Source organism: Mycobacterium sp. MAA66 (genome assembly GCF_041261665.1).
Lineage (GTDB): Bacteria > Actinomycetota > Actinomycetes > Mycobacteriales > Mycobacteriaceae > Mycobacterium.
Window position 1 is genome coordinate 124,730 of the sequence record NZ_JBGCCC010000004.1, and the last position, 23,423, is coordinate 148,152.

Here is a 23,423-nt window from a genome sequence, read left to right on the forward strand (position 1 = left end):
GCGCCCGCCGGCCGATTGCGCATACCGTTATCGCGAGAATGCAGTCGAGGAGTAGAGCGTGACGCAACCCAGCGAGCCGCAGCCGGCCAATCCGCGCCCGGTTGCCGTGATCGTCGAGTTGATCGACCACACCAGTCGCATCGCGGGGCTCAATGATCGCGATGACCTGGCGAACCGCCTGCAGGCCGCCAAAGAGCGGATCAGCGACCCGCAGATCCGGGTGGTCATCGCCGGCCAGCTCAAGCAGGGCAAGAGCCAGTTGCTCAATTCACTGCTGAACATGCCGGTGGCCCGGGTCGGCGACGACGAAAGCACAGTGCTGACCACCACGGTGCGCTACGGCGACACCGCCGCCCGACTGATCCTGGCGCCGCCCGACGGTGAGCTGGAACCGAGCGTGGTCGAGATCGCGCCCAACCAACTGTCCACCGACCTTCGTCGCGCACCGCAGGCCGGTGGCCGTCGGGTGCTGCGTGTCGAGGTCGATGCGCCGAGCCCGCTGCTCAAAGGCGGACTCACCTTCGTCGATACCCCCGGCGTGGGCGGGTTGGGTCAGCCGCACCTGTCGGCCACCCTCGGTCTGTTGCCCGACGCGGACGCGGTGCTGATGGTCAGCGATACCAGTCAGGAGTTCATTGCGCCGGAGCTGACGTTCATCCGGCAGGCCGTCGAAATCTGCCCGGTGGCAACGATTGTCGCCACCAAGACCGACCTCTATCCACATTGGCGCGAGATCGTCTCGGCGAACCTGGCACACCTGCAGCGCGCCGGCCTGCCGGTGCCGATCACCCCGGTGTCCTCGGCGTTGCGCAGCCACGCGCTGGCCCTGGGGGACAAGGAACTCAACGACGAATCCAACTTCCCGGCGATCCTCAAGTTCCTCAGCGACAAGGTGCTGAGCCGGGAGAACGACCGGATCAAGGACCAGGTGGTCACCGAAATCCATGCGGCGGCAGAACATCTCACCCTGGCCGTGACGGCCGAACTCGCCGCGATCAACGACCCGGACCAGATCGAGCGGATGAAGGCCGATCTGGAACGCCGCAAGGACGAGGCCCAGGAGGCGCTGGCGCAGACCGCGTTGTGGCAGCAGGTGCTCAACGACGGCATCGCCGACCTGACCGCCGATGTCGACCACGATCTGCGCAACCGGTTCCGGAACATCACCGCGCACACCGAGCGGGTGATCGACGGTTGCGACCCCACTCAGCACTGGGCCGAAATCGGGGCCGAGCTGGAGAACGTGGTGGCCACCGCCGTGGGCGACAACTTCGTCTGGGCCTACCAGCGCGCCGAGGCGCTGGCCGCCGAGGTGGCCCGCAACTTCGTCGAAGCCGGACTGGACGCTGTCGAACTGCCTGAGGTCAGCGCCCGCGAAATGGGTTCGGGGCTGGGTGAATTCAATTCGCTGGCCCGGCTGGAGGCCAAGCCGATCAAGGCCGGCCACAAGGTGGTCACCGGCATGCGCGGTTCCTACGGTGGCGTGGTGATGTTCGGCATGCTGACCTCGTTCGCCGGGCTCGGGATGTTCAACCCGCTGTCGCTGGGCGCCGGACTCCTGCTGGGCCGCAAGACCTACAAGGAGGACATGGAGAACCGCATGCTCCGGGTCCGCAGCGAGGCGAAGATGAACGTGCGCCGGTTCGTCGACGATGTGTCGTTCGCGGTGGGCAAGGAGTCGCGCGACCGGCTGCGCAACATTCAGCGCCAGCTGCGGGACCACTACCGAGGCATTGCCAACCAGACCACCCGATCGCTCAACGAGTCGCTGCAGGCGACCCTGGCCGCCGCCCAGATCGAGGCGGGCGAACGCGATACCCGGGTCCGGGAACTGGAGCGACAGCTGAACATCCTGCGCCAGGTCGTCGAAAACGCGGTCAAACTGACTCCGGCACTGGCGATTTCGGCGTCGACCCCACCCGGCGGCCAATGAGCACCGGCGCACGGGTCCGTGCCATTCTGGGCGGCGTCATCGCGGCTTACCGGTCCGATCCCGGCTACCGGAACCGTCCGCAACAACTGGCCGAGTTGGACTGGATAGCCCACCAGCTTGACCAGCCGATCCGGATCGCGCTGGCCGGTACCCTCAAGGCCGGCAAGTCGACCCTGGTGAATGCGCTTGTGGGAGAGGAGATCGCGCCTACCGACGCCACCGAGGCGACCCGCCTGGTGACCTGGTTCCGGCACGGCATGACGCCCAGGGTGACGGCGAACCACCGCGACGGGCACCGCTCCGACGTCCCGATCACCCGCGATGACGGCCTCACCTTCGAACTGTCCCGGTTCTCCGGCCCGCAGGGCGCGGCCCAGGTGGGTGACATCGTCGACCTCGACGTGCAGTGGCCGGCAGCCGAATTGGAACGCTGCACCATCATCGACACCCCGGGCACCTCGTCGCTGTCCAGTGATGTGTCCGACCGCACGCTGCAACTGCTGGTCCCGCGGGACGGCGTGCCGCGGGTCGATGCGGTGGTGTTCCTGCTCCGTACCCTGAACGCGCCAGACATTGCGCTGCTCAAGCAGATTGGCGAGCTCGTCGGCGGCGAGTCCGGGGCGCTCGGGGTGATCGGCGTCGCGTCGCGCGCGGACGAGATCGGTGCGGGACGGATCGACGCGATGCTCTCGGCCCGCGAGGTGGCCACCCGGTTCACCACAGAATTGGACCGGACCGGCGTCTGCCAGGCGGTGGTGCCGGTGTCGGGGCTGCTGGCCCTGACTGCCCGTACGTTGCGGCAGAGCGAGTTCACCGCACTGCAGAAGCTGGCCGCGCTGGATGGCGACGGTGCCGCCGCCTTGACCAGGGCCATGCTGTCGGTGGACCGCTTCGTCCGGGAGGATGCCGCGCTGCCGGTGGACGCCGCTACCCGCGCCGGGTTGCTGGAGCGGTTCGGCATGTTCGGTATCCGGATCTCCATCGCGGTGCTGCGGGCCGGCGTCACCGATTCGGTGGGGCTGGCCGACGAGCTGCTGGAACGCAGTGGGCTGGTCGCGCTGCGCGATGTCATCGATCAGCAGTTCGCGCAGCGCGCCGACATGCTCAAGGCGCACACCGCCCTACGGTCGCTGCGCCGCTTCGTGGAAGCCAATCCGATCTATGCGACGCCGTACATCCTGGCCGACATCGATCCCCTGCTTGCCGACACCCACGCCTTCGAAGAGCTCCGACTACTCAGCCAACTGCGTTCCCGCCCAACCAAATTCAACGAAGATGAGATGGCGTCGCTGCGCCGGATCATCGGAGGTTCGGGCACCGATGCGGCCAGCCGGCTCGGCCTGCAGCCCGACGCGCCGTACGACGGTCCACGGGCGGCGTTCGCGGCGGTGCAACGCTGGCGGCGCCGCGCCGAGCACCCGCTCAACGACCCGTTCACCGCGCGGGCCTGCCGGGCGGCAGTGCGTAGTGCCGAGGCACTGGTCGCAGACTTTTCGGCGCAGGGACGACGGGGATATCCATGATGTTTGCGCATCGGGGGCCGGTCACGGCTACCGTTTGCGAGTGGCTCAATCGTTTGACCCGTTTGGACTGGTAGGCAAAGCGGTCGACGCTGCCCGCCTCGGCCTGGACATCTACAGCTGGACCGAGCAACAAGTGGTGAGCGCGCTGCGCAAGGGCCTCGATGAAATCGAACCCGAAGTCATCGAGGACGACGCCGATCCGGGTCCGCCGCGGCCGGCCGCAGAACCGGAAACGGACACGTTGAACGCCAAGATGAGCCAGCTGCTCAGCCGCGCACTGGACCAGAACACCGTCGGCAGTCAGACCGAGCTCTACCACCACCTGCTGGATCAACTGGTCGCCGATGAAGCCCGGATCGTCGGGGCGTTGTCGGATGGTTCGTCGTCGCCGTTGGTCAATGTCTACGACCGGACCCGCAAGGCGGTGCTGGAGAACGCGTCGCTGGTCGGCCGGACCGCGAATGTCGCACTGCCTCGGATGACGCCGCAGTACGTCGGCCACCTGTTGAGCTTGGGTCTGGTCGAGACGGGCCCGGAAGATCCCACGATGAAAACTGAATACGAGGTGCTGATGGCAGAGACGATCGTGCTGGATGCGATCAAGGCGGCGACCAAGGGACCGCTGCCGGCCAAGGTCGACAAACTCACGCTGATGTTGTCCGACCTCGGTCGGTCGCTGTGGGCCGCGGCGATCGCAGAGGGCGACCAGCAGTGAGCTCACACGTTGTCGCGATGCCTTTGACGGAGATCCTCACCGACTTCCGTGCGCACTGGATCATCTATTTCTCGATGCCGTTGGTCGCCGCCTTCGTCGGCTGGAGCACCAAGATCGTTGCGATGGAGATGCTTTACCGGCCACTGGAATTCAGGGGCATCGGGCCGATCGGGTGGCAGGGCATCATCCCGCGCCGAGCCGGCAAGGTCGGGTCGAAGACCATTGAGCTGCTCACCGCGAACCTGCTCAAGCCCGAGGAACTGCTGGCCCGGATCGACGCCCGCGAAGCCACCGAGGTGCTGCGCGAACCGCTGTCGCAGGCCATCGATGACATTTCTCGCGATGTTGCCGAGCAGATTCGCCCGGGACTGTGGGACTCGCTGCCCGAGGCGGGACGTAACGCGGTGCTGAGCCGAATCCACGCGCAGGCCCCGCGGATCACCGAGAAGATGCTCTCCGAGATGCAGTCGGACCTGGGGCGCTTCGTCGATCTGCAATTTCTCTCGGTCACCACCCTGGTACGCAACAAAGACAAGCTGAACAAACTGATGCGTGGGCTGAGCGACGACGCCATGGCGTTCGTCCGGCGCAGCGGCATCTACTTCGGCCTGGTCATCGGCACCCTGCAGATGTTCGTCTGGGCGATCTTCAAGCTGCCGTGGATCATGCCGGCGTTCGGTTTCGGCGTCGGTCTGATCAGCGACTACATCGCGCTGAACATGTTGTTCCGGCCGGTCAAGCCGACCAAGTTCCTGGGTTTCATCAAATTCCAGGGGCTACTGCACGCGCAGCGGGACAAGATCACTGCGGACTATGCCAAGATCCTGGCCGACGATCTGTTCGCACCGGACATCCTGTTCGACGGCATTCTCAAGGGCCCGGGTGCCGACAAGCTGTTCGCCTTGGTTGCCAAAGAAGTCGAGGCGGCGATCGATCAGGAGACCGGGATCGCCGGCACCGTGGTCAAGTTCGCCGTCGGCACCGCCAAGTACCGCGCGCTCAAAGACCGGATCGTCGACCTGGTGATCGAACGCCTGCCGGACACGCTGCTGGAGGCGCAGGACTACACCATGAGCAAGATCGACCTCGAGCGCACCATCGCCGAAAAGATGAGTCTGCTGACGCCCGAGGAATACGAGTCGATCCTGCGGCCGGTGTTCAAGGACGACGAACCGCTGATGATCGCGATCGGCGCGATCCTCGGTGGCTGCGTCGGTGAGTTGCAGGTCATCATGATCGAGCTGTTCACCCATTAGGCGGTAGCGGCCGCGGGTACACCGTGATGTGCGGGCTGGAGCGCGGCTGCGGCGCGGGGGCGTTCGGGCCGTAGTGGCTCTGCCTGGATTGGGTGATCGACGTCGACGTCGTGGTCGTCGCGCTGGTATCTGGGGTCGAGACGTCGATCTCGGAGGTCTGCGGCGGCACCGTCGAGGTGATGGTGTTGGTTGTCGTCATGGTGGTCGTGCCCAGGGCGGTGGTCTGGTTGGGCTGGATGTACTGCGAGGGGGCCGGCGGTGGCTGGTCGTAGTGGCGGGACACGCACGACGCCGCGAAGTACAGCAGGCCGATGACGATCAGCGCCGCGACACTGGCGCCCAACACCTGCGGGGTGTGCTCGTGCCACGGGCGTGATTGTTCGTCATCGTCGCGGTGGCTCCCGTTCACCGGTTCAGGCTAGTTGTGGTGCCACCTCGGTGCCGAACAACTCCAGATGTTCCAGATCGGACATGTCCAGCACCTGCAGGTAGATCCGTTGCACGCCGGCCGCGATGAACGGCCCGAGTCGGCCGACGATCTCGGCCGGGGTCCCGACGGTAGGTGAGTTGCTGCGCATCTCGTCGAGATCGCGCCCGATGGCGGCCGCCCGACGGTTCAGTTCGGCATCGTTGCGCCCGGCGCAGAGTACGAAAGCCGCTGAGTAGAGCAAGGATTCGGGGGTACGTCCGGCTGCCGCGACGGCGTCGGCGACCCGGCCGAATTGGGCGCTCAGGGTGTCCACGTCGACGAACGGGATGTTGAACTCGGAGGCGAACCGGGCGGCCAGCGCCGGGGTCCGCTTCGGGCCGCCGCCGCCGATGATGATCGGCGGGTGGGACTGCACCGGCTTGGGCAGCGCGGGGGAGTCCTTGACGGTGTAGTGCGTGCCGGCGAAATCGAACGTCTGCCCGACCGGGGTATCCCAGAACCCGGTGAGGATCTGCAACTGCTCGTCGAGGCGGTCGAACCGTTCGCTCAGCGGCGGAAACGGGATGGCGTAGGCCTGATGTTCGGCTTCGAACCAACCCGCACCGAGGCCGAGTTCCACCCGGCCGCCACTCATCTCGTCGACCTGGGCCACCGCGATCGCCAAAGGTCCAGGGTGTCGGAAGGTCGCCGAGGTGACCATGGTGCCCAGCCGGATGGTGGACGTTTCGCGGGCGATGCCGGCCAGCGTGACCCAGGAGTCGGTCGGCCCGGGCAGCCCGTCACCGCTCATCGCCAGGTAGTGGTCGGACCTGAAAAACGCGGAGTAGCCAAGTCTTTCGGCGGCCTGCGCGACGGCGAGCTGATCGGCGTAGGTGGCGCCCTGCTGCGGTTCGACGAATACTCGGAAGTCCATGTCCGCGAGCCTAGTTGGTTTTCTAGAGTCCGCGGCGGGCAGCGCGTACGGTCTGGATCACCTGGGTGTCAGAGAAGGTGAGTCGAGCCTGGTCACGTCCCGCGACGAACAGCGTGAGCTCGCCGATTTCCCCGGTCACCACCAATTCCGGGCCGGTGCCGAAGGCCGTGACCTCAGTACCGTCCGGAGTCTGCAGGCGCACCCGGGCCGGCGCCTGGCCCAAGGTCAGCCGGGCCATCAGGCTCAGCGCACGACGCAGACCCGCGACCAAATTGGTTTCGAGTAGCCTTGGTTCCCAGCCACTTTGGGCCCTGCGGACGTCCTCATGATGGATGAACATCTCGTCGGTGTTGGCCACTGAATCCAGGGCGCGGAACGGTGACCACACAGGTGGGCCGGCCGCGATCTGATCCAGCAGCTCGTCCCAGTCGGTCGACTCTGCGGTACGGCGCTGCACCCGATCGGTGTAGCCGGCCAACTGCGGAATCATGATGCCGGGCGCGGCATCGAGCCGACGTTCCCGGACCACCAGGTGCGCGGCCAGGTCGCGGGTGGTCCAGCCGGTGCACAGCGTCGGCGCATCCGGTCCGGCTGCGCGCATGGTCTCGACCAGTGCGGCGCGTTCAGCTTGCGAGGCGGTCATCTAGAAGGCCTGCACGCCGGAGGTGGAGATGACCATGCCGTGGGTACTGGCCCGGTTGGTGAACCTGGTGCCGTCCGCGGTGGCGGAGATGATCCAGCCCACGGCCGAGTAGGTCCCGTAGTCGATGGTTACGGTGGGAATGGCACCGAGATTGCCCAGCACCCAACGTAATTTACCGTCCGAGTCCACCCGGACGCCACTGGCGGATTCGCCGTCGATCTGCGGTGCGTTGGCAAATTCGGATTCGCAACCGACCTGGGTGGTGCTCACCTGGCAGCGCGTCTTCCCCGATTTGGTGGCGATGAAGACGTAGCCGTTTTGCGGCGCGAGTGTCTGCACATCGGGCGGCGCGACAATGGCTTTCGGCGTGGGGTTGATGGTCGGCGGTGCCGGAGAGGTCGTCGTGGGTGCTGCCGACGGGGACGTCGTCGTCGACGACGGACCGGTGCTCGGGACGCCGGATTTGGGGTTACCGCCGGTGGTGCTGTCACAACCGGCCAGCAGCGCGACCGCTGCCGCGGCGGTGATGACGATGGTCAGCCCTTTGTGGTTCATCGGGTAACAGGCTACGCAGAGGCGCTGGTGAGTACGGGGAGGGCACGCCCGCGACCGGCGCCGATGGGCATATCTGATCTGGCTGATCGGGACCGGTGCGTCCGTGCGCCTGCGTCCCTACCGTGAAACAACCCCAGACGAACAAGGTTGCCATGAATCGAATCCGAATATCCCCGTTGAATGTGCTCGGGGTCGTAGCCATTGTCCTCGCCGGTCTTCTGATCGGGGCCAAGAACATTCACGGCGGCTCACCGAACGAACTGCTCAACGTGTCCTACGACCCGACCCGTGAGCTGTACGCGGCGCTCGACCCGGCCTTCGTCAAGCAGTACCGGGAACACTCCGGCGTCACGGTAGATCTCAAACAGTCACACGGTGGATCGGGTTGGCAGACCCGCAGCGTCATCAACGGCACGCAGAAGGCCGACGTGGTGTCGCTGGCCCTGATCAGTGACGTCGACGCGTTGCGTAAACGCGGACTGATCGCCGGCGACTGGCAGCACAGACTGCCCAACAACTCGGTGCCGTACACCTCGACCATCGTGTTCGTGGTGCGTAAGGGCAATCCCAAGCACATCGCCGATTGGCCTGACCTGGTCAAGGGGGACGTCTCGGTGGTGACACCGGACCCGCACACCTCGGGCAACGGCAAGCTCAGCGTGCTGGCGGGGTGGGGCTCGGTGACCACCCGGGGCGGCTCCGACGCGCAGGCCCACGACTACATCAAGGCGCTGTTCGACCACGTCGCCGTCGCCGACCAGGGCGCTCGCGGCGCAGCCACCAGTTTCACCGTTCAGAAGATCGGCGACGTCCACCTGACGTGGGAAAACGAAGCCCTCCGTGAAGTGGCGGCGGATCCGGGCGAATTGCAGATCGTCTATCCGCCGGTGAGCATCAAGGCCGAGCCCGCGGTCGCCTGGGTGGATGCCAATGTGGCCGGCACCAAGACCGAGGCCTACGCCAAGGCGTACCTGAACTATCTGTTCACCGACCCTGCGCAGGAAGTGATCGCCCAGCACGGCTACCGCTCGATCAATCCGCAGATCGCGGCCAAGTACCGGGCGCAACTGCCGGATATCACGCTGTTCCCGGTAACCGCCATTGCCAAGGACTGGGACGAGGCCAGTGAGAAGTTCTTCGGCGACAACGGAATTATCGACTCCATTCGTATTCCGGCACAGCGGACGGTGGTGGGATCGTGAGCCTGAAACGCAAACTCAACTATGACCGCGTGCTGGCTCGCCGCGATCTGATCGCCGGCCTGACCGTCGCCGCCATCTCACTGCCGCAGGGCATGGCCTACGCCCTGATCGCCGGGGTGGATCCGAAATACGGTGTCTACTCAGCCATCGTGGTGACCGCGGTGGCCTCGATATTCGGGTCGTCCTCGCATCTGATCAACGGGCCCACCAGTGCAATTTCGTTGCTGGTGTTCAGCTCACTGGCCTTCATCGACCCCGAGAATCGCACCGATCTGTTCGAGGCGCTGTTCCTGTTGGGTGTGCTGGTCGGCGTCATCCAGATCTTGATCTCGGTGTTCAAGCTCGGCGACTTGACGCGGTACATCTCTGAGTCGGTGATCATCGGCTTCATGGCTGCCGCAGCCTTCCTGCTTGCGTTGGGCCAGTTGGGAAATGCGCTGGGCGTCAAGGACCGCGGCAACGGCAACATGCAGGTGCTGCACCGTACCTGGCTGACCCTGTTCCACGGGGACGCCATCAACTTTCGGGCTGTGATCCTCAGTGTCACCGCTGTGGTGGGGGCGGTCGTGTTGCGAAAGCTGGTGCAGCGCTTTGGCTGGCCGCAGATCGACATGCTGACTGTGCTGGTGATCACCGCGGCCATCGCCTATCTGGCCGGCTGGTCGACGCCGGGTGCCGGCGGTAAGACGGCGGTGGCGATCGCCGGAAAGATCCCCGCGAGCCTGCCCACGCCACACATCCCTGTGGTGCACTGGGATTCGCTTGCGCACCTGTCCCAAGGTGCGCTGGCGGTCGCGTTCATCGGCCTGATCGAGGCACTGTCCATCGCGAAAGCCATTGCGCACCAGACTCAGCAGAAGATCGATTACAACCGGCAGATCCTGGCCGAGGGCCTGGCAAACCTGACCGGTGGCTTCTTCCAGAGCTTGCCCGGATCGGGTTCACTGTCCCGGTCGGCGATCAATCATCAATCCGGTGCTGCCACCAGGTTTTCCGGCATCGTGGCAGCGACGACGGTGGCCGCCGCGTTGTTGTTGTTCGCGCCGCTGCTGAGTTACATTCCGAAGCCCGCGCTGGCGGGGCTGCTCTTGGTCACCGCCGTGCGACTGGTGGACATCTGGCGACTGATCTACACCGTCAGGGCATCCAGATACGACGCAGGACTGGTGATCGTCACCGCCATCACCGGTGTGGCAATCGATCTGGACAAGGCGGTGTTGCTCGGTGTGGCATTGTCGATCTTGTTGTTCGTGCCGCGTGCGGCCAAACTGAAGACCGCCGAGTTGGTCGTCACCTCCGATCGAGTGGTGCGCGAACGAACGCCCGGCGATCCAGCCGATCCGACGATCCTGATCTACGACGTGGAAGGTGAGTTGTTCTTCGGTGCGGCACCGGAACTCGAGCGCCATCTGGATGACATCACCGCTCGAGTCAAGGCCGACGGCACCAAGTTTGTGGTGTTGCGACTCAAGCGCGCACGCAATCCGGATGCGGTCTGCATCGAGCGCATCGAGCACTTCCTGCATGATTTGACCGACCTGCACGTCACCGTACTGCTGGCCGGCGTGCGCCCCGATGTTCTGGACCTACTGGGCAATGTCGGTCTGCGCCATTGGTTCCCGACTTCGCACGTATTCCCGGAGGAGGACAAGGAGTACTCGGCGACGCTGCGAGCGGTGCGTTACGCGCAGTCGATATCGACTCCTGGCCGCAGTGACGCCGAGCTGTATTACCTCGTGTGATCCGCTACTGCGGGGGCAGCAATGGTGGTCGGCAGATGTTGTTGATCGGGTCCCACCAGGAACCGTTGGTGCAGTCCAACGGCGTGCTCGCGACCGGCGGCCGGCAGGTGTTGATGTTCGGGTCCCACCAGCCACCCGGGCAGTTCTGCACCACCGGTGCCTGGCAACGATTGGCCACCGGATCCCACCACGAGCCGCCCGAACAGTCGGCATGACTGGTCGCCGGTAGTACCGCTGCGGTGAACGCCATGGGCGCCAGTGTCGCGGCCGCGATGACGGCGGCGCGCTGCAGGGTTTTCTTCACAGGTGCCTCCTTGGCTGCGTTCAGATTTCACCATACGGCGCAGCGCCAAGGACGGATACCTCAGTTACAGGGCAGGTCGCCCGGGGTGTAGTAGGGAACTCCGGCCGGTGTGTAGCACGGTGGCCGGCCGGCCGCCGCCTGCGCGGCTGCGTCCTCGGGCGCTGCGGTGGCGCCGGCCACCGCTGCGCCGACGGCGACGTCGCGGCCGATGTCGCTGCAGCCACCGACGCTGACGTGCCGGCCGCCCACATCGCCGCACACGTCAGCCTGGGCCGCCGGGGCGATGACCATCGGCGCAGCCGCCGATGCCATGAAGATCAGTAGTGCTGTGGCGATCTTGTTCATGTCGAACCTCCCTTGCGTGCCCCGCCCGGTGCGATTGTCGTCCCCGGTGCCGGGCACCGAAGCGGAATTGACGGAATGGTCAGCCCAAGTCCGGTCAGGCTTCGGAGGTCAGGATGTCTCGCGACCTGTTGTGGACCTGGCGGATTTCGCTTTCCGGCACGCCGAGCACCCGCAAGCACGCATCCGCGACCTGCAGCGGCAGGGTGGAGTGGTCGTCGGTGTGCTGCTCGGCCCGCATGTTCACCAACGATTCGACGAGACGGAACGGAAGCTCGGCGGACGCGTCATCGCAGTCCTGGGCCGGAGCGATCTGGCGGCTCAGCTGAAGATAGTGCCGTCGTAGCCGCTCGCGCGCCGACCAGAAGGGCTCCAACCGGGCCACCCGCAGCTCGGGCTGCAGATACAGCACGCCCAGGTTCCAACGGCCGCTCACCAGCTGTGCCCCATCGAATGCGGCGAGCGCATGCAGCTGTGATTGTGCGCTGAGCGCCGGTTTGGCATCGGACAGGACCAGGATGAAATCGAGTGTGGGGGCCACCGTCTGGCTCAGCAGGGCACACAGGATCTCGTCCTTGGTCTTGAAGTAGTGGTAGAGCGAGGCCTGCCGGATGCCCACCGCCTCGGCAATGGTCCGGGTCGACGTTCCGTTGTAGCCCGTGGTGGTGAAGAGTTCGCCTGCGGCATCGAGAATTTCATCCCGGGGAGTCGGTCCGGGCCGGCGTTGGACACTCAGCCGTGGCCGACCGGCGCGGGTGACGGTCATGGTGCCATCGTGACTCAATTCGGCGGCTATCGGTGAACTCAAAGCTTTCTGTCACGCGATAGAAACCCGCGACATCAATCAGTTACCTAGATCCGCGTTTGGTTACTTCGCCGATACCCGACGATCGGGCGCGCCAGGAAAACTGTCAAGTGATAGGCCAGGGGTTCGCCGGAGCGCCCCAATCGACGTCCGATTGCTGCCGCCGACCTCAAGGAGTACCGAAATGGGGACCGCCATAGCTGAATTCACCGGCCACGCTTTGCCGCCGACCGCACCGGCGCAGTCAGTGGCATCCATCGCCGATCTGCATGTGACTTTCCGTCGCAACGGTAAAGACGTGCGTGCGCTGCGCGGCGTCTCGCTTGATATCCAACGTGGTGAGATTCTGGGCCTGGTCGGTGAATCGGGTTCCGGGAAAAGCGTTCTGGGTTTCTCGATGCTGGGGCTGCTCCCGCAGAGCGCGCGAATCGAAGGTGAGGCGCAGGTCGGCGGCACCGACATGCTCCGGGGGGCCGCGGCGGACCGGCGCAAGGCCCGCAGGCTGGATCTGGGCGCCGTCTTTCAGGATCCGATGACGTCACTGAATCCGACCATGCGGATCGGCAAGCAGGTGATCGAGGTGGCCGGCAGTGAACAAGAAGCACTGCGGCTGCTGACTGCGGTCGGTATTCCGGAACCACAGCGGCGGATGCGGTCTTTTCCGCACGAGCTGTCCGGTGGGCTTCGGCAGCGGGTGATGATCGCGATCGCGATCGCCGGTGATCCCGAGCTGATCGTCGCCGACGAACCGACCACGGCGCTGGACGTCACCGTGCAGGCCCAGGTGCTGACGCTGCTGAAAAGCCTGCGCGACGAGCTCGGCTCGAGCATTGTCTTCATCACCCATGACCTGGGGGTCGCGGCGCAGATCTCCGATCGGATCGCAGTGCTGTACGCCGGGCGGCTGGCCGAGATCGGCGCTGCCGCAGATGTTCTCGGAGCACCGGCGCATCCCTACACGGCAGCGTTGCTGCGCTCTCGGTTGACGGTCAACACCCCACGCGACCGGCAACTGGCCACCCTGGCCGGCGCCGTACCCAGCCCCGTGACACCGCTGCCCGGTTGTGCGTTCGCCCCACGCTGCGCGGACGTGACACCGGACTGCACCACGACCCTGCCGGAACCGTTGACCGTCGCGCCCGGTCGGCTCAGCGCGTGCCTGCTGGCGCCCTCGCAGATGCTGAAGATCGCGGCGGAATCGAATTGTGCCGGGGAACCTTTCGCGACTCCCGCCGAATCGGCGACCGACGATGAGCCCGCGGTCGTGGTCCGCGAGGTCACGAAAGAGTTTCCGGTCAAGCAACGGCTGCTGTCGCGTGCGGCCGAAGGCGCGGCGAAATTACATGCCCTGCGCGGTGTTTCGCTCACCGTCAAGCACGGTGAGTCGGTGGCGCTGGTAGGCGAGAGCGGCTCCGGCAAATCCACCCTGCTGCGCGTCATCGCCGGTCTGGATACGCCGACGCTCGGCGCGGTGACGCTCAAGGGCGGCAACCGCCCGCAGATGGTCTTCCAGGACGCCGGCGCTTCGCTGACGCCGTGGTTGTCGGTCGGAGAATTGATCGGCGAACGGCTCCGTGGCACGGGGATGTCGCGCGCTCAGCGGGCCGAGGCCGTCGCCGCCGCGCTGGACCGGGTTGGGCTGCCGGCCGATGTCGCCCGGTCTCGTGCCGGCCAGCTCTCTGGCGGTCAGCGCCAACGGGTTTCGTTGGCCCGGGCCACCATCGTGCCGCCGGAAATGCTGCTGTGCGACGAGCCGACCAGCGCGCTGGATGTGTCGTTGGCCGCTTCGGTGCTGAACCTGATCGGTGAATTGCGCCGCAGCCTGAACATGTCGGTGCTGTTCGTGACCCACGATCTGTCGGTGGCGCGCGTGGTGGCCGACCGCATCGCGGTGATGTACCTGGGGCGCATCGTCGAGCTCGGACCCGCCGACGACGTCATCAACCGGCCGACCCATCCCTACACGCAGGCGCTCGTCGACGCCCTGCCCGACCTGGGACGCGAGTCCCGGGTCCTGCCCGGTGAACCCGCCAGTCCGCTGGCACCTCCGCCGGGATGCGCGTTCAGCCCGCGATGTCCCATTGCCACGGACACCTGCACCGACCCGCTGCTCGATGTCCGATTGGAAAGCGTGCCCGGCAGTCCACATCAAGTTGCCTGTATCGAACGGAAGGCCGGCTGATGGCGATCGCGATAACCACCGTGGGAACAGTGCGCGGACTCGGCCTGCGTTTGTCGTCGTTGCCGAGACCCCGTGGTGCGCTGCTGAACTGGATGGGCGTGAGTACGATCGCCATCGTCACCATCGTGGCGCTGGCGGTGCCGCTGCTCGCTCCCCACGATCCGCTGGTGCCGGCCGGCATGCCGCTGCAGCCGCCCGGCAGCTCGGGATTCCTGCTCGGCTCGGACAGCATCGGCCGCGACATCCTGTCCCGAGTGCTCTACGGCGTCCGGGCCAGCTGGTTCGCCGCGCTGGCGGTGGTGGCCATCGGATTGCTCTTCGGTGGGCTGGTCGGACTGATCGCCGGCGCTTGCAGTAACTCGGCGCGCTGGATCGACGGCTTGCTGATGCGGATCACTGACGGCTTCCTGGCGCTGCCCGCCCCGGTGCTGGCGATCGCGGTGGTGGCTGCCCTCGGTCCCGGCTTTGTCCACACCCTGATCGCCGTGTCCATCGTGTGGTGGCCGTTCTATGCGCGACTGGTCCGCGGCGAGGTGGCGAAACTGGTGGCTCGTCCGCACGTGGAGGCCGCGAAATTGGCTGGGGTAGGGCCGATTCGGTTGGTGTTACGGCATCTGTTGCCGGGTGCGGTGCCCAATGCGCTGGTCGCCGCGAGTCTGGACGTCGGAACGTTGATCCTGACCCTGGCCGCGCTGTCGTTCCTAGGGCTGGGCCAGTCGGCGCCGGCGCCGGAACTGGGGGCTGACGCCGGTCGCAACCTGAGCTATTTCCTGCAGCAGTGGTGGGTGCCGGTGATGCCGGGTATCGGCGTGCTGGTGCTCGCGCTGGTCGGCAACATCGCCGGTGACAGCCTGCGCAACCTGATGAAGGAGGCAGCGTGAAATCTTTCGTCGCATCTCGGCTGGCGGCAACCGTTGCCATCCTGGTCGGCCTGGCCCTGGTGATGTTTGTGCTGCAACACATTTCACCGTTGGATCCAGTCAAGGCGCAGTTGGGTGCCCAGGCGTCCGCCTCCGCGGTGGCCGCGCGTAAGCAGGCACTTGGGCTCGACGACCCGATGCTGGTGCAGTTCTGGCACTACCTCACCGGCGCGGTGCACGGCGACCTCGGCACGTCGTATCGCACCCGACACTCGGTGGCAGCCGACCTCGCTGACTTCTTCCCGGCCACACTGGAACTCGCGCTGTTCGGCATCGTCGTTGCACTGCTGCTCGCCGGGCTGCTGGCGTTCGGGACGGTTCTGAAGTGGCCGGGTGCCGGACTGCTGCGCGCGGTGTTGTTCACCGGTGCCTCGGCCCCGATGTTCCTACTCGGAATCGTCGGCTTGATCGTCTTCTACCAGCGCCTCGGCTGGGTGCCGGCCAACGGCCGGACCGCGCTGCCGGACCCGCCGACCGGGCCGACCGGGATGCTCTCCATCGATGGGCTGTTCGCCGGCCGGTTCGACGTCGTGGCTGATGCGATGCACCATTTGTTGCTGCCCGGCATCGTCATCGCGATCGGCCCCGCGGTCGCGATCGGCCGCGTGTTGCGGTCGTGTCTGCTGACCGATGTGGACAGCGACTACGCGCGGACCGCGCGGTCAAAGGGATTGTCCGAGAGGCAGATCCTGGTGCGCCACGTGCTGCGCAACGTGGTCGGCTCGGCTCTGTCGATGACCGGCCTGCAGGTCGGTTTGATGTTCTCCGGTGTGCTGGTCATCGAGCAGGTGTTCGGCTGGCCGGGTATCGGCCAGTACGTCGCGCAGAGCATTCCGGTGGCGGACTTCCCGGCGATTGCCGGTGTGACGCTGATGCTCGGCGTCCTCTACGTAGTCATCAACACCGCGGTCGACCTGCTCCAGGCCGCCGCGGATCCACGTATCGCAGTGACAGGAGGATAGATGCCCAAACAGCCACTCATCGTGGGTAATCCGGTACTGGTGGTGGTCGACATCCAGCGCGGCAACGGCATGACTGCCGACGAGTTCGGCATCGGCGTCATGCCGGGTCATGCCGAGCGCGTCGCCCGTGCCGAGTCGCTGGTCGAAGCGGCACGTGACGCGGACATCCCGGTGGTCTTCTTCCAGGAAGTTCACCGCCCCGGCGGCGTGGACTTCGGCCGGGAGTTGGACGGATCTGAGGGCGTGCACTGTGTCGAGGGGCACCTCGGTACGGAACTGGAGCCGTCGTTGCGTCCTCGGCCCGGTTCCGACCGGGAGTTCCACATCGTCAAACGGCGGTATTCCGGTTTCATCGGAACCGATTTCGACATCGTGCTACGTGGAGTCCAGGCCTCGACGCTGATCCTGATCGGCTATCTGACCGACGTCTGCGTGCACTACACGTTTGCCGACGCGCACCAACGTGATTACTACGTCCGGGTGGTGTCCGACTGTGTCGGCGGCTCCTCGACCCACCGCCACGACGGCGCGCTGGACTCCATGGAATATCTGCAAACCGGTGCGGTCCGCACCACCGCCGAAATCATCGAAGCCTTCGGCGCGCACTCCGTATCCACCCCTGAACTGCAAGGAGCCGCCCGATGATCCGTCGTACCCCCGTCAAGGCCGTAGCTGCGTTGGCTGCTGTTGCGGCGCTGGCCGTATCGTCCTGTAGCAGTTCAGGTTCGGGTGGCGGGGCGCCGAGCGCCGCGCCGACCGACAAGGTGTTGCACCTGTCCTTCCTGCAGGACCCGGGACAGCCGCCGGATCCGGATATCTTCTATGCCACCCAGGGCATGCTGTTGACCACCAACACCTACGAAGGCTTGCTGCAGTACAAGGGTGGCGACGACAAGCCCGAACTAGAGCCGCTGTTGGCCACGGCATGGACAGAATCGCCGGACCACCGGGTGTTCACCTTCACCCTGCGCCAAGGCGTCAAGTTCCACGACGGCACCCCGTTCACCTCGGCGGCGGTCAAGACCTCATTCGACCGGCGGACGGCAGTCAACCAGGGCCCGGCATACATGGTCCAAGACGTCGATTCGGTTACCACGCAAGGTGATTACGGCGTGACGATCACGCTGAAGGGGCCGAACTCGGCTTTCTTGACCTACATGGCGTCCCCGTACGGGCCGCGGATGATGAGTCCGACCGCGTTGCAGCAGAACAGCGGCACCGATCACGCACAGAACTACCTGACCACCCATGACATCGGCACCGGGCCCTACACGCTGACCGATGCCAAGGTGGGCTCGCACTACGGGATGAAGGCATTCGACGGCTACTGGGGCGCCAAGCCGTACTTCCAGACCGTCGACATCCCGGTGATCACCGACGTTTCGGCGCAGCAACTCCAGTTCAACAACGGACAGCTCGCCGCCATCCTGCACGATCTACCGTCGTCGGCCGTCCAGTCGTACCAGAACGACGGGAAGTACGCGCACTACTCGCTGCCCGCGATGATGTCGAACTACCTGTACGTCAACCCGCACAAGGGCATGTTGACGAATCCGGCGAACCGGCTGGCGGTGCTCAAGGCCATCGACGTCGCGACGTTGGTCAAGCAGACCTATCCCGGCCGCGGCAAGGTCTCCGCTCAGATCTATCCGCCGCGGGTGATCGCACCCGATCTGGCCAAGCAGAGCACCGCGTTTGACGCGTCCGCCCTCACCCAGATCGCGGCGGGACTGCCGGCCGATCAGAAGAACCTGACCATCGGTTACGACTCCAGCAACCCGGATAATCAGTTGATCAGCAACCTGATTCAGACGCAGCTCGCCACCGCCGGCATCACCGCGAAGGTGCAGAGCTACCCGACGTCCGAGATCTACGGCTGGATCGGCGGCGACGGCCAGGCGGCGCCGGACATCTTGACCACGCTCGCATGGCCGGACGCACCGTCGCCCTACACCTGGGGTCACATCACCTGGGACGCCAACGCCGGCCTGAACTACCTGAACTGCTCAGCGCCGCCGGTGGCCGATGCGCTGGCCAAGGGATTGGTCTCGGGTTCGGACGCCGACTTCTCGGCGGCCGGTGAAGCGGCGCTGGCCACCGGCTGCTGGTTGAACCTGGCCGACGTCGACGATTTCATGGTGGCTCAGCCCTGGCTCAAGGGTGTCGAGCAGGCGCACGTGGTGACCAACCCGAACAGTCTGCGCATCGCCAGCCTGTCGGTGGGGTGATATCGGTGAATCTGTTGCGCAGCAACGGAAAAGTGCGACGTATCGTGCTGCTCACCTTGGGTTGGGAGGACCTGCCGAAGTCGATCTCGGTGTACGGCTCCCCGCCCGAGCAGCGGATGCGGGAGCCGGTGCCGGGAGTGCTGTTGCAGACCGATGGCGGCTGGGTACTGCTGGACACCGGCTTCAACACCGCGCTGATCCGCGATCCGGCGTTGTACCGCAGGTTCTTTCCGACCGTGGAGTACGTGCCGGTGCTGCCCGGCCCGGGGGAGCCCATCGAGGAGTCACTGGCCGAGATCGGTGTGGACATCGACCAGATTCACCTGGTGGCGGTCAGTCATCTGCACCACGACCACGCCGGTGGGCTGAAGTTGTTCGCCGGCCGGGTGCCGGTGCATGCCCAGCGCCGTGAGCTGGAGTATGGATTGTCGAATCATCCTGAGCCGGAACATAATGCGATCAACAGGATCGATTTCGACGATCCGCGGATCGAGTGGCAGCTGGCCGACGGCGAAGCCGAGGTGGCACCGGGTATCACCGCGGTGCCGACCTACGGGCACACGCCCGGGCACCAGAGCTTCGTGGTGGAGCTGGACAGCTCGGTGGGCGGCGACGGTTTCGTATTCGCCTTCGATGCCGCCGATCTGACCGAGAACATCGAGCATGAGCTGGCGATCGGCGGATACATAGGGGTCGAGCCAGAAGAGACCATCGAGCCGATCCGCAGACTCAAAAGGCTTGCTGCGGACAAGGGATATCAGCTGATACCCGGACACGACCCACACGTTTGGCCGCATCTGACGAAGCATTTTCATGAACGGTTCGGTCCGATCACGGACGACGCCCAATGACGGTGCTGATGACACAGTGCGTAGGGCTGTGGCGCCGAACGCTTTTGATCGAGTCCGACGGCACGCACGTCGCTGACGGAGAGGTGCGCTGGCTGCAGGGGGCCCGCACCTACGTCGACTCCCGTGGGTTCGCCGGGTATCTGGAACAACGCCACGATGTCTTCGAGTGGCACCGGTTGATCGATCTGGATCCGCCGGGGCCGTTCCCGGACGTCGGCCAGATGTACTGGGACGACACCACACTGGTTGAACGCGGGGTGCATTGTGACTACGTCGAACACTGGCGGCAGGAGACGTCGGCGGCCGAGCCCGGGTGGGCCCTGACTCTGACGTCGGGAGCTGACTCGGCGCTGCTGCTGGTGGTCGGACAAATGTTCGGCTGGGCCTGCTCGGCGGAGGTGTACATCGGGTGCATCGGATCGGCCGCCTGGGACGGGCTGCGCGTGGGTGCGCAGGGCAGTCAGATTCAAGTCGACGGTGTGCTGTGGACCGTGTCGGATAGTGAAGGAAGCGTGCAACTGTGAGTGGTGCAACATCGTTCAGTGCCGTGCCGGTGGTGGACATCAGTGGTCTGCGTTCTGAGCGACTCGAAGACCGTGTCCGTGTGGCCACGGAAATCGGCAGAGCTGCAAGGGAAGTCGGATTTCTCTATGTCGCGGGCGCCGGCGTGGACGAAGCGCTGTTCGATCGGTTGCTCGCCGTGACGCAAGAGTTCTTCGCCCTGCCGCTGGAGCAGAAGATGCAGTCGTACATCGGTCTGTCCAGCTGCCACCGCGGGTACGTGCCGACCGGCGAGGAAGGCGTGCAGGACGGTGACGCGCCGGCCACGCCGGACCTGAAGGAGGCCTACGACACCGCGTTGGACCTGCCGGTGGACGACCCCGATCACCTGGCGGGCAACCCGATGTTGGGGCCGAACACCTGGCCCGACCTACCGGGATTCGCTGATGCGGTGACGGACTATTACCACGCGGTGCTCGATGTCGGTCACCAACTGCTGTGGGCTTTCGCGGTGGCACTGGGCGAGGATCCGGACACGTTCGCCCGGCATGCCACCAAGACTCCCAGTCAGTTACGGCTGGTGCACTACCCGTACAACCCGGACGCGCAGGATTCGCTCGGGATCGGTGCACACACCGACTACGAATGTTTCACGCTGCTCAAGCCGACCGCGCCGGGACTGGAGGTACTCAACGGTGACGGTCAATGGATCGATGTGCCCCCGGTGCCCGGAACCTTCGTGGTGAACATCGGCGACATGCTGGAGTTGTGGACCAACGGTGAATTCGTCGCGACCAGTCACCGGGTGCGCAAGGTCAAAGAGGAGCGCTACTCGTTTCCGTTGTTCTTCAATGTCGACTACCACACCGTGGTCGAACCACTGCCCCAATTCGCTACGGCCGGCGGCAATCTGAGGCCGGCATTGCGTGCGGGCGAGCACCTGTTCGCGCAAACCGCACAGACTTTCGCCTACTTGCGCGCCCGGATCGACAGCGGTGATCTGATGTTGCCGGACGGTTCGGTCAAGACCGGCACGTTCGGCCAGCAGGCGCTGCAGAGCCAGGGCTGACGCCGAGTCTCGGCGTGCCGGACATCTAGACGGCCTCGGGCTGTTCGGGGCCGGTATCGGGCATCGCAGGTGGCGGTCAGCTGCGCCGGAAATATTCTCACGGTTAGGCGGTGTTGTAGCCATTAGAAGCGTCGCCGCTTCGAACCGCAGACCACCGCCTCATCAACCCGGTGAGGGCAGACTCGAAAAGGACAGGGCCATGAGCAACTTCGCTCCCGTAGAACTTCAGGACGCCACTGGCAAGGCAGCCGAACTGTTGGCGCAGGTGAAAAAGTCGCTGGGTGCCACCCCCAACATGACCAAGGTGATGGCGAACAGCCCGGCCCTGCTCACCAGCTATCTGGCGTTGTCGGGTGCGGTGGCCGGCGGTTCGCTGGCACCGGCGGTGCGGGAGCGCCTGGCGATCGCGACGGCCCAGCTCAACGGCTGCGAGTACTGCTTGTCGGCGCATACCTTCCTGGCGAGCAGTGTGGCCAAGCTGGACGCGTCCGAGGTCGACCGCGCTCGTCGCAGCGAGTCCGGCGACGCGCATGTGGCGGCCGTGCTGCAACTGTCCAACACGATCGCCGAGAACGCCGGTGACGTCGACGAGGCGGACATCCAGGCCGCGCGCGATGCCGGGGTCACTGACGAAGAGATCGGCGAGATCGTCGCCAATCTGGCTCTGAACGTCATGACCAACTACTTCAACGTGCTGACCCGGGTCGAAAACGACTGGCCGGTCGTCACGCTGTAAACCCAATGGCGCCAGGGCGCTCCCACATCGCCGTCAGCCGGGCTTGGCCCTGCTGGCGGCGATCCGGAGTGGATCGCGGCGGCTGACGGGCGGTCTGTCCGGATTCGAAAGCCCTGATTGGCCAAGGGCTGGTTACGTGCGAGGTGTGGCGAAGACGAACAGTGCCTTGAATGCGACGTTGATGGAAAATGCTGCCTCGACCAGGCCAACTGTGATGAGGAAGGGCACAAACATTCGTTGTTGAGCTTCGGGCTGCCGGGCTTTCGGGGTCAGCAGCCGTGGGACTCTCCTCTAAGTGGATTGTTAGACCAGGGTATTTATCGCCGAAATAACTTGTGCGGCACCATTTTCAGCGCTGACAAGGGTGCCGAGTCGGCGGGCGTTGTCGCGTAGGCGGGTATCGCCGACGGCGACGCGCATTGCTTGGGCGAGACGTCCCGGGGTGAGCTTGTGTTGGTTGATCGTGGCTGCGCAGGTCCCGAGGGCGGTGATGTGGCTGGCCCAAAACGGGCCGTCACCGTATGCGGGCAGGCGGAAGTATGAATCGCCGGTGGTGTAGGAAGTCGCTGAAGTTGTCAGAACTGTTCCCAAGCGACCTGGGGTTTCTCAGTAACGTGTCAGTCAACGATTCTCGCTATCTTGTCGTAATCCCCAGCTCGGACGCAGCGCACCGGCGCTGAAACGTTTGGTGCTGTGGCCGACTGCGGTCGGTACGATGGGCGTGGTCAGTCGATGTGTGGAGCATTTGTGACAGCGGAACGCCAAACGAATAAGCGGGCGATCGCCAAGAAGGTGGTCGTCAAGAAGGCCGCTGCCCGGGCGACCAGAGCGTCGGCCAAGTTGGAGAACCGGGAAGTCCCCGCCGGCTATGTTCGGTCAGCGTCCGTAACGAAGTTCCTTGCTGCACGGCAGTCCCACAAGCACTGATGCCGCTGGCTCCGGGTTATGGCGAGACGCCGCTCCCGCATGATGAGCTCACTGCGCTGAACCCCAGCATTGTCGGTATTCTCGACGTGCCCATCACCAGAGCTGCGGTGTACGACCTTGAACAAGGCATCCAGGACCAGGTGTCCGAGGAGTTGATTACTGCGGCGATCGAGGGCTCGCTGCTTCTGGATGAACTGCTGAGCGATTATTTCGTCCGCGACCTCCACTCAAGCCTATACGGAGACATCTGGGTCTGGGCCGGACGGTTGCGGCAGCATGAAGTCAATATCGGGGTCGCACCGGAGCAGATTGCCGTCGAACTGCGCAGCACTCTGGACAACATCCGATACCGGTGGGAGCGCACCGACGACTTCACGCCTCGTGTGCTCGGTGTGACCGTGCATGCCGAAACCGTGAGAATTCATCCCTTTGTCGATGGAAACGGTCGTACGACAAGACTTCTCGCTGACCTTGTGTACATCGCGGCCCAAGAACGTGTCGACTTCCAGTACGACTGGGACATCGGCAAGACTCGCTACATCGAGTTGCTCCGTGAGTTCGACGTACGCCGGAACGCCGATCAGCTTGCGCACTTCATCGGTGTGCAGCCAATCGAACCCTGAGCCCACCAACGATCTCCGGCTCCTGCATCGCCGGATAAGTCGCCGACGGCCTTCGGATGGG

24 protein-coding genes and 1 pseudogene are annotated in these 23,423 nt (G+C 65.1%); 16 read left to right on the forward strand and 9 right to left on the reverse strand.

Going from position 1 to position 23,423, the window contains the following annotated elements; all coding sequences use genetic code 11:
* Positions 1–58: 58 nt before the first annotated feature.
* Genes ABIA30_RS14795 through ABIA30_RS14810 form a run of 4 tightly spaced genes read left to right on the forward strand, consistent with a single transcriptional unit; the run spans position 59 to position 5,427 of the window.
* Positions 59–1,933 (forward strand): dynamin family protein, encoded by a 1,875-nt coding sequence (locus tag ABIA30_RS14795; RefSeq protein ID WP_370066577.1) that lies wholly within the window; start codon positions 59–61, stop codon positions 1,931–1,933.
* Positions 1,930–3,456, forward strand: a complete 1,527-nt coding sequence (locus ABIA30_RS14800; protein ID WP_370066579.1) for a dynamin family protein — start codon at positions 1,930–1,932, stop codon at positions 3,454–3,456. The genes ABIA30_RS14795 and ABIA30_RS14800 overlap by 4 nt, the downstream gene beginning before the upstream one ends.
* 40 nt (positions 3,457–3,496) lie before the next feature.
* The gene (locus tag ABIA30_RS14805) at positions 3,497–4,171 is read left to right on the forward strand and encodes an Abi-alpha family protein (protein WP_370066581.1); all 675 of its coding nucleotides are present in this window, start codon (positions 3,497–3,499) and stop codon (positions 4,169–4,171) included.
* On the forward strand, positions 4,168–5,427 hold the full coding sequence (locus ABIA30_RS14810) for a DUF445 domain-containing protein (RefSeq protein ID WP_370066583.1): 1,260 nt from the start codon (positions 4,168–4,170) through the stop codon (positions 5,425–5,427). The genes ABIA30_RS14805 and ABIA30_RS14810 overlap by 4 nt, the downstream gene beginning before the upstream one ends.
* Here the strand turns inward: ABIA30_RS14810 and ABIA30_RS14815 are convergent.
* Genes ABIA30_RS14815 through ABIA30_RS14830 form a run of 4 tightly spaced genes read right to left on the reverse strand, consistent with a single transcriptional unit; the run spans position 5,417 to position 7,968 of the window.
* On the reverse strand, positions 5,417–5,836 hold the full coding sequence (locus tag ABIA30_RS14815; protein ID WP_370066585.1) for a hypothetical protein: 420 nt from the start codon (positions 5,834–5,836) through the stop codon (positions 5,417–5,419). The genes ABIA30_RS14810 and ABIA30_RS14815 overlap by 11 nt on opposite strands.
* Before the next feature lie 4 nt (positions 5,837–5,840).
* Entirely contained in the window at positions 5,841–6,770 is a 930-nt protein-coding gene (locus ABIA30_RS14820) for an LLM class F420-dependent oxidoreductase (protein WP_370066587.1), read from the reverse strand.
* Positions 6,771–6,792: 22 nt separating this feature from the next.
* On the reverse strand, positions 6,793–7,413 hold the full coding sequence (locus tag ABIA30_RS14825) for a TIGR03085 family metal-binding protein (protein WP_370066589.1): 621 nt from the start codon (positions 7,411–7,413) through the stop codon (positions 6,793–6,795).
* Complete coding sequence (locus tag ABIA30_RS14830) at positions 7,414–7,968, reverse strand: hypothetical protein (RefSeq protein WP_370066591.1); 555 nt, start codon at positions 7,966–7,968, stop codon at positions 7,414–7,416.
* A gap of 152 nt (positions 7,969–8,120) precedes the next feature.
* Here ABIA30_RS14830 and ABIA30_RS14835 point away from each other — a divergent pair, with 152 nt between their 5' ends.
* Both ABIA30_RS14835 and ABIA30_RS14840 read left to right on the forward strand, forming a co-directional pair.
* Positions 8,121–9,170 (forward strand): sulfate ABC transporter substrate-binding protein, encoded by a 1,050-nt coding sequence (locus ABIA30_RS14835; RefSeq protein WP_370066593.1) that lies wholly within the window; start codon positions 8,121–8,123, stop codon positions 9,168–9,170.
* The gene (locus tag ABIA30_RS14840) at positions 9,167–10,912 is read left to right on the forward strand and encodes a SulP family inorganic anion transporter (protein ID WP_370066595.1); all 1,746 of its coding nucleotides are present in this window, start codon (positions 9,167–9,169) and stop codon (positions 10,910–10,912) included. Before ABIA30_RS14835 ends, ABIA30_RS14840 begins: the two co-directional genes overlap by 4 nt.
* A 4-nt stretch (positions 10,913–10,916) precedes the next feature.
* Here ABIA30_RS14840 and ABIA30_RS14845 read toward each other — a convergent pair whose 3' ends face one another.
* From ABIA30_RS14845 to ABIA30_RS14855, 3 genes are all read right to left on the reverse strand, one after another.
* Entirely contained in the window at positions 10,917–11,216 is a 300-nt protein-coding gene (locus ABIA30_RS14845) for a hypothetical protein (protein ID WP_370066597.1), read from the reverse strand.
* A 60-nt stretch (positions 11,217–11,276) separates the two neighbouring features.
* Positions 11,277–11,561, reverse strand: coding sequence for a hypothetical protein (locus ABIA30_RS14850; protein ID WP_370066599.1), 285 nt, complete (start codon positions 11,559–11,561; stop codon positions 11,277–11,279).
* A gap of 94 nt (positions 11,562–11,655) precedes the next feature.
* Complete coding sequence (locus ABIA30_RS14855) at positions 11,656–12,324, reverse strand: TetR/AcrR family transcriptional regulator (protein WP_370066601.1); 669 nt, start codon at positions 12,322–12,324, stop codon at positions 11,656–11,658.
* 223 nt (positions 12,325–12,547) lie between these two features.
* Here ABIA30_RS14855 and ABIA30_RS14860 point away from each other — a divergent pair, with 223 nt between their 5' ends.
* From ABIA30_RS14860 to ABIA30_RS14900, 9 genes are all read left to right on the forward strand, one after another.
* On the forward strand, positions 12,548–14,545 hold the full coding sequence (locus ABIA30_RS14860) for a dipeptide ABC transporter ATP-binding protein (RefSeq protein ID WP_370066603.1): 1,998 nt from the start codon (positions 12,548–12,550) through the stop codon (positions 14,543–14,545).
* On the forward strand, positions 14,545–15,426 hold the full coding sequence (locus tag ABIA30_RS14865) for an ABC transporter permease (protein WP_370066605.1): 882 nt from the start codon (positions 14,545–14,547) through the stop codon (positions 15,424–15,426). The genes ABIA30_RS14860 and ABIA30_RS14865 overlap by 1 nt, the downstream gene beginning before the upstream one ends.
* Entirely contained in the window at positions 15,423–16,427 is a 1,005-nt protein-coding gene (locus ABIA30_RS14870; RefSeq protein ID WP_370066607.1) for an ABC transporter permease, read from the forward strand. The genes ABIA30_RS14865 and ABIA30_RS14870 overlap by 4 nt, the downstream gene beginning before the upstream one ends.
* Positions 16,428–17,072 (forward strand): cysteine hydrolase family protein, encoded by a 645-nt coding sequence (locus ABIA30_RS14875; RefSeq protein WP_370066609.1) that lies wholly within the window; start codon positions 16,428–16,430, stop codon positions 17,070–17,072.
* The gene (locus ABIA30_RS14880; RefSeq protein ID WP_370066611.1) at positions 17,069–18,655 is read left to right on the forward strand and encodes an ABC transporter substrate-binding protein; all 1,587 of its coding nucleotides are present in this window, start codon (positions 17,069–17,071) and stop codon (positions 18,653–18,655) included. The genes ABIA30_RS14875 and ABIA30_RS14880 overlap by 4 nt, the downstream gene beginning before the upstream one ends.
* Before the next feature lie 5 nt (positions 18,656–18,660).
* Positions 18,661–19,506 (forward strand): N-acyl homoserine lactonase family protein, encoded by an 846-nt coding sequence (locus tag ABIA30_RS14885; protein WP_370066613.1) that lies wholly within the window; start codon positions 18,661–18,663, stop codon positions 19,504–19,506.
* Positions 19,507–19,514: 8 nt separating this feature from the next.
* A complete protein-coding gene (locus ABIA30_RS14890) occupies positions 19,515–20,030 on the forward strand; it encodes a hypothetical protein (protein WP_370066615.1) in 516 nt (171 codons plus the stop codon).
* Complete coding sequence (locus ABIA30_RS14895; RefSeq protein ID WP_370066617.1) at positions 20,027–21,076, forward strand: isopenicillin N synthase family dioxygenase; 1,050 nt, start codon at positions 20,027–20,029, stop codon at positions 21,074–21,076. The genes ABIA30_RS14890 and ABIA30_RS14895 overlap by 4 nt, the downstream gene beginning before the upstream one ends.
* A 199-nt stretch (positions 21,077–21,275) precedes the next feature.
* A complete protein-coding gene (locus tag ABIA30_RS14900; protein ID WP_370066619.1) occupies positions 21,276–21,812 on the forward strand; it encodes a carboxymuconolactone decarboxylase family protein in 537 nt (178 codons plus the stop codon).
* A gap of 132 nt (positions 21,813–21,944) precedes the next feature.
* Here ABIA30_RS14900 and ABIA30_RS14905 read toward each other — a convergent pair.
* Both ABIA30_RS14905 and ABIA30_RS14910 read right to left on the reverse strand, forming a co-directional pair.
* A pseudogene (locus tag ABIA30_RS14905) lies at positions 21,945–22,088 on the reverse strand (ATP F0F1 synthase subunit C); the annotation flags it as partial.
* Between the two features lie 27 nt (positions 22,089–22,115).
* Positions 22,116–22,403 (reverse strand): hypothetical protein, encoded by a 288-nt coding sequence (locus ABIA30_RS14910; protein WP_370066621.1) that lies wholly within the window; start codon positions 22,401–22,403, stop codon positions 22,116–22,118.
* Between the two features lie 335 nt (positions 22,404–22,738).
* Here ABIA30_RS14910 and ABIA30_RS14915 point away from each other — a divergent pair, with 335 nt between their 5' ends.
* Positions 22,739–23,362: a Fic family protein gene (locus ABIA30_RS14915; protein WP_370066623.1), complete on the forward strand. Its 624-nt coding sequence runs from the start codon at positions 22,739–22,741 to the stop codon at positions 23,360–23,362.
* Positions 23,363–23,423 lie beyond the last annotated feature (61 nt).